At 31.5% G+C, this 5,011-nt stretch carries 5 protein-coding genes; 3 read left to right on the plus strand and 2 right to left on the minus strand.

The annotated features are described in order from the left end of the window. Positions 1 to 210: 210 nt before the first annotated feature. A complete protein-coding gene (locus AC1W31_RS20370; protein WP_481736340.1) occupies positions 211 to 735 on the plus strand; it encodes a DUF2911 domain-containing protein in 525 nt (174 codons plus the stop codon). 64 nt (positions 736 to 799) lie between these two features. Here the strand turns inward: AC1W31_RS20370 and AC1W31_RS20375 are convergent, their stop codons facing one another. Then, a complete protein-coding gene (locus tag AC1W31_RS20375) occupies positions 800 to 1,174 on the minus strand; it encodes a hypothetical protein (RefSeq protein ID WP_481736341.1) in 375 nt (124 codons plus the stop codon). A 187-nt stretch (positions 1,175 to 1,361) separates the two neighbouring features. Here AC1W31_RS20375 and AC1W31_RS20380 point away from each other — a divergent pair, with 187 nt between their 5' ends. Beyond that, positions 1,362 to 2,405: an acyltransferase family protein gene (locus tag AC1W31_RS20380; RefSeq protein ID WP_481736342.1), complete on the plus strand. Its 1,044-nt coding sequence runs from the start codon at positions 1,362 to 1,364 to the stop codon at positions 2,403 to 2,405. Beyond that, a complete protein-coding gene (locus AC1W31_RS20385) occupies positions 2,402 to 4,033 on the plus strand; it encodes an SGNH/GDSL hydrolase family protein (protein WP_481736343.1) in 1,632 nt (543 codons plus the stop codon). The genes AC1W31_RS20380 and AC1W31_RS20385 overlap by 4 nt, the downstream gene beginning before the upstream one ends. A gap of 85 nt (positions 4,034 to 4,118) precedes the next feature. Here AC1W31_RS20385 and AC1W31_RS20390 read toward each other — a convergent pair. Then, positions 4,119 to 5,011 (minus strand): hypothetical protein (locus tag AC1W31_RS20390; protein ID WP_481736344.1); only part of this gene is annotated, 893 nt, incomplete at its 5' end.

Raw genomic sequence — 5,011 nt, forward strand, 5'->3', positions numbered from 1 at the left:
CACAAATGCCCTTAATCTAACAATTAAGGGCATTTTTTTATTTTAGAATTGAAACTAAACCCTTCATTTTGCGTTATGTATTCGGGAAATAATTTCTCGGTATTCAACAAAACAATTTACCTCATAAAAACATTTCTGAAATTTAATAGCACAACTATTAAAACTATCTTTCCTAATGTTTCTATGTGGTTGCAAAATCCATTTACAAAAATGAAAAAATTACTTTTATTGGCAACATTTGCCATCTCTGCTTTCGTTAGCAACGCTCAACACGATATGAGCAAAGACAAAGCAACGATGCCTTCACCACCTGCTTCGACAACAGCAACTATTGCGAGTGGCACAAACGTTACAATTAATTACTCTCAACCAGCCGTAAAAGGTCGTAATGTTTGGGCTGGAGACCTTGCTCCTTACGGAAAAGTATGGCGTACAGGTGCCAACGATGCTACTACTTTTGAAGTGAGCAAAGACGTTACCATTAATGGAAAAGCCTTAAAAGCGGGTAAATATGCACTTTTTACCATTCCAGGAGAAAAAGAATGGACAATTATTTTCAATAAAACAGCAAAACAATGGGGAGCTTATAGCTATAAAGAAGCCGACGATGTTTTGCGAGTAACGGCAAAATCAGAAGCTACTTCAATGACTGAACGCTTTACCATTAAAGCTGAAAACAGTGGAATAGTTACGATGATGTGGGATAAAGTAAAAGTTGGTTTTACGGTAAAGTAAATTTGTGAAATCTACAAAAAAAGGTCGCCTGAAATCATCGGGCGACCTTTTTTGTTTGATAAGATTATGAAATCTTATCAAATATCCAATGTACGATTACAACCACAATTGTTGCTAATCCAATTGAATAAAGATAAGACCTAATCAGAAATCCGCCTGTTTCTTTACTAAAAATACTCAATAAGTCTTTGGTATAAGCAAAATATAATACTTCCAATATTAAGGGTATAAATAAAAATAACCCACGAGAATTAATACCAAAATGAGTGTTTTGTGTAAAGAAGAAAATAATACTACTCAACACTAAAATTGGAACAATGAATACTAATTGAACAATCGGAGCCACGCCAGTTTCACTTTTAGATTGACTACTTTGAGTGATGAAGAGAATATTGAAAATGAAGGCTAATATCGTAATAGTCAAAAAAAATAGATACATGATGTTTATTTTTTAGTGGTTAAATGTTGAGTTTATTTTTGTAACTGCCTTAAAGATAGTGAAGTATGTTTAGTTTGTTAAAAAATAAATGCATTTATAAATTCTACATATTTTATTTAACTCAATTTCAAAACGGAAAGATTTATTATTATATTTGAGTATAAAAATTCACAATTACCTCTACAAAATGAAAAACAACTTCCATCTCATCAGATTTATTGCTGCAAGTTTAGTCCTTTATGGGCATTGCTATCCACTCACAGGTAGAGGAAACTACGACTATTTAACCGTTGCTTCTCAAGGAATATTTCCAACCTCTCACATGGGGGTTTGCATATTCTTTATTGTAAGTGGCTATTTAGTTAGCCAGAGTTTACAAAATTCTCGTAATATATATAGCTTTATTTGGAGAAGAGTATTAAGAATTTTCCCTGCTTTGATAGTTGTTTTATTGTTATGTATTATTGTTATAGGAGAGATATGTACAACCTTATCATACAAAACATATTGGCAATCCCCTGAAACATACCGATTCTTGAAATTAATAAAACTTTATCCTTATGTTCAGAATTCTTTGCCTGGAGTTTTTGAAAAAACTCCAGAAAAAGCAGTCAATGGCTCATTGTGGACGTTACCTTACGAAGTAACGATGTATGTTTTTTTAGTAATTTTACAGTTAATTAATTTTTTCAAAAAACGCAATTTAGTACTTATTCTCTTTCTATTATCATTTCCAATTTCAGTTTATTATATTTTCAATACCAATTCTTTAAAACTTATTCCATTTATTCATTTATCATTCGTTGATACGCTTGAATTTGGGATTTTTTTTATGGCAGGAACATTGATGTTTCTTTTTAAAGATAAAATCCAATTTTGTTTAGCTTACTGTATAATCGTTACTTTTTTATGGTTTGGATTAGGATTTTTGCATATTACAAGTTCCATAATGATCAAGACAATAAGTTTCATTGCTTTACCATATATAGTTTTATATTTAGCACAATTAAAAGGTAGGCTAAATAATTTTAGCAAATTAGGGGATTTTTCTTACGGAATTTATATTTATGCTTATCCAATTCAACAAATGATTGTAAATTTTCATACAACAAATATTAGCATTTTGAAGTTATTTTTACTGAGTTCATCAATTGTGTTACCGCTTAGTATTATATCTTGGTATCTAATTGAAGAGCGAGCTTTGAGGTATAAATCATTAAATATTTTATGAAAAAACATATAATTATTACCTTATTTATATTACTCACATTTGTAAAAATTAATGCTCAAAATTATCCACTTAAGATTGCAATTTTAGGAAATAGCATTACTGGACATGGATATGCTCCTGAAATTGGATGGGTCGGTGATTGGGGAATGGCTGCATCCGCTAAAGAAAAAGATTTTGTTCGTTTAATTGAAAAGGAGGTTAAAAGTATTTCACAAAGTATTGAAGTAAAGGAATTGAATATTGCTGATTTTGAAAAAAATTATCAAGAATATAATTTAGACAATCCAAACTTAAATGTGATTAAAAATTTCAATCCTGATATTTTAGTACTTCGGCTTGGGGATAACGTTGAAGATTGGAATATGGATATTCCTAATTTTCATAAATATTTGCAGGGTTTAGTTAATTATGTAGCCAATAATCGTGCAATGAGAGTTGTTGTAACCAATAGTTTTTGGTCGAGTGCTACACGGGATTATGCTTTTCAATCTTTCATTGAAAAATATAATTATCGTTATGTTGATTTAAAAGGTCTTTATGATGACAAGACAAATACAGCACAAGGACTGTTCAATGATATTGGTGTAGCAAACCATCCATCTGATAAGGGAATGCAAGCCATCAAGGATAGAATCTGGAAAGAATTGAGTAGAGAAGTAGATGATTTAATTTGTAGTTATTACAAAAGATGCAATTATTGTCAAGAGGGCGATTACGTAGGTTATTTAGATGTGGCAACTTGTGATACTATATCAGGCTGGGTTTTAGATAAAAATAATCTTGAACGTTTAGTTGAAGTTGAAGTTTGGGTTGATGATAAAATCTACATCAATTTATTAGCAAAGGAAGACTATCCAAGTTTACAGAAAGTTTATGGACAACAAGCGCTAAAACATGGATTCAAATATACTATACCTTCTGGCGTTGTTTGGCGTGATGGATTATCACACACAATAAAGGTTAAACCTTGTTGGAAAGATGGAATGTTTATTGAAAAATCTGGTAAAATTGTTAATTGTACTAAATCTGAAATTCCAAAAGACACTTCAATAGCACGAGTTCCTGATTATATTTCGGGGTGGGTCAGTACAGAATGTAATGAAATTATTGGTTGGATTTATGATAAAAATGATTTGTCCAAAACCGTCAAAGTTGATTTTATATTGAATGATATACTGATAAAAACTTATGATGCAAACTTACAAAGACCCGATTTATTAGCTCAATTAGCCAATACACCTGATGCAATTAACCATATATTTGTAGCAAGTTTATCAAATCTCCCAAAAGGCAACTTTTCAGCTCAAATTAAATTAACGCAGAATAGTAAAACAATTGGAAATATTAATAAATTTCAATGTCCAAAAGTAGTGTTAAGTAATACTGAAAATGAGGAGGAGAAAGTATTAATTTACCCAAACCCCAACAAAGGAGAATTCAATATTGTATTACCAAAATCATTGAAAAATACTAACGCTGAAATTCAATTATTTGATAATTACGGTAAAGAACAAATTATTAATTATGATGCTGACAATGTACGAGCAAAAGGATTATTGACAGGTATTTATTATTTAAGAATTAAAAAAGACGATAAAGATATTACAACTAAAATTATAGTAGAGTAAAAAAGAAAAGGTTCAAAAAGATTTTATTATCAATTTTCACCTTTTCTTTTTAAGTGATTACTAAAATTCAATATCAGATAACCTTCTAAAATCTTGGAATGTTGCTCTCGTGTCCAGAAATTTTATAAACTTCTGAGCGAATTTCAAGCTCACTGCCAATCATCAAATAAGCCGTAATATCTTTCACAAAATTTCCTCGATTGGGAATATTAAAATCAATGAATGGTTGCAAGAAAGTAAATCCATTAAAAAATTCTGTTCCTGGTCCATTTCCTGCATATACTTCCATTTGTTTAAAGATAAAGTAGGTACTACTACCTCCATTTGTGGCATTGTAAACGCCTATTCCTGAGTTGGGATGTTGGTCATCATAAACCATCCCCCAATATTCCGTAGCGTGCGCCTCAGCAGGATTTTGCCCTAAGTTTGAAATAGGTAATGTACCACCACTCAATGGCAAAAATGACCATGGCGAATTACCTCTGTAAGTTTTGTATTTATTAAGCGTATTCACAATAAAACAAGCTGGCGCACCTGCACCATCAAAGCCTGAACCATCCCATTGTCCATCCGTTCTAAAACTGGTGTAACGATAATCAATTTTAACAGTACGTCCAACAATCGTGTAAGTAGCTTCAATGTAGGTTTCAGATAATTTAGCAGTTAATGGATAATGGATTGGTCTTATCTTCACGTAATATCCATTGGGAACAGCATGATAATCAATCAGGGTAACGGCATTGTTTAAAAAATCTCCCCCTTGAGTTACATTATAACTAAAAGTTGGACTTCCTTGAATTCCTGATCCAGATACCTCACCACCTTGAGTATATCCATCTCTTCGTTGGTAAGCATCCAATGTAACTTGAAAACCACCATCATACCCATTATAAACTAAATTGGAAGTTGCATCTATCAACGAAGCCCACGCCAACTGTCCTCCACGTTTTAGGTTAATTCCAATTTTAATTTTATCAT

It is taken from the genome of Arcicella sp. (assembly GCF_964672035.1).

Coding starts and splice junctions, on each gene's coding strand:
- AC1W31_RS20370 (WP_481736340.1), top strand. CDS start 211: ATGAAAAAATTACTTTTATTGGCAACATTTGCCATCTCTGCTTTCGTT.
- AC1W31_RS20375 (WP_481736341.1), bottom strand. CDS start 1,174: ATGTATCTATTTTTTTTGACTATTACGATATTAGCCTTCATTTTCAAT.
- AC1W31_RS20380 (WP_481736342.1), top strand. CDS start 1,362: ATGAAAAACAACTTCCATCTCATCAGATTTATTGCTGCAAGTTTAGTC.
- AC1W31_RS20385 (WP_481736343.1), top strand. CDS start 2,402: ATGAAAAAACATATAATTATTACCTTATTTATATTACTCACATTTGTA.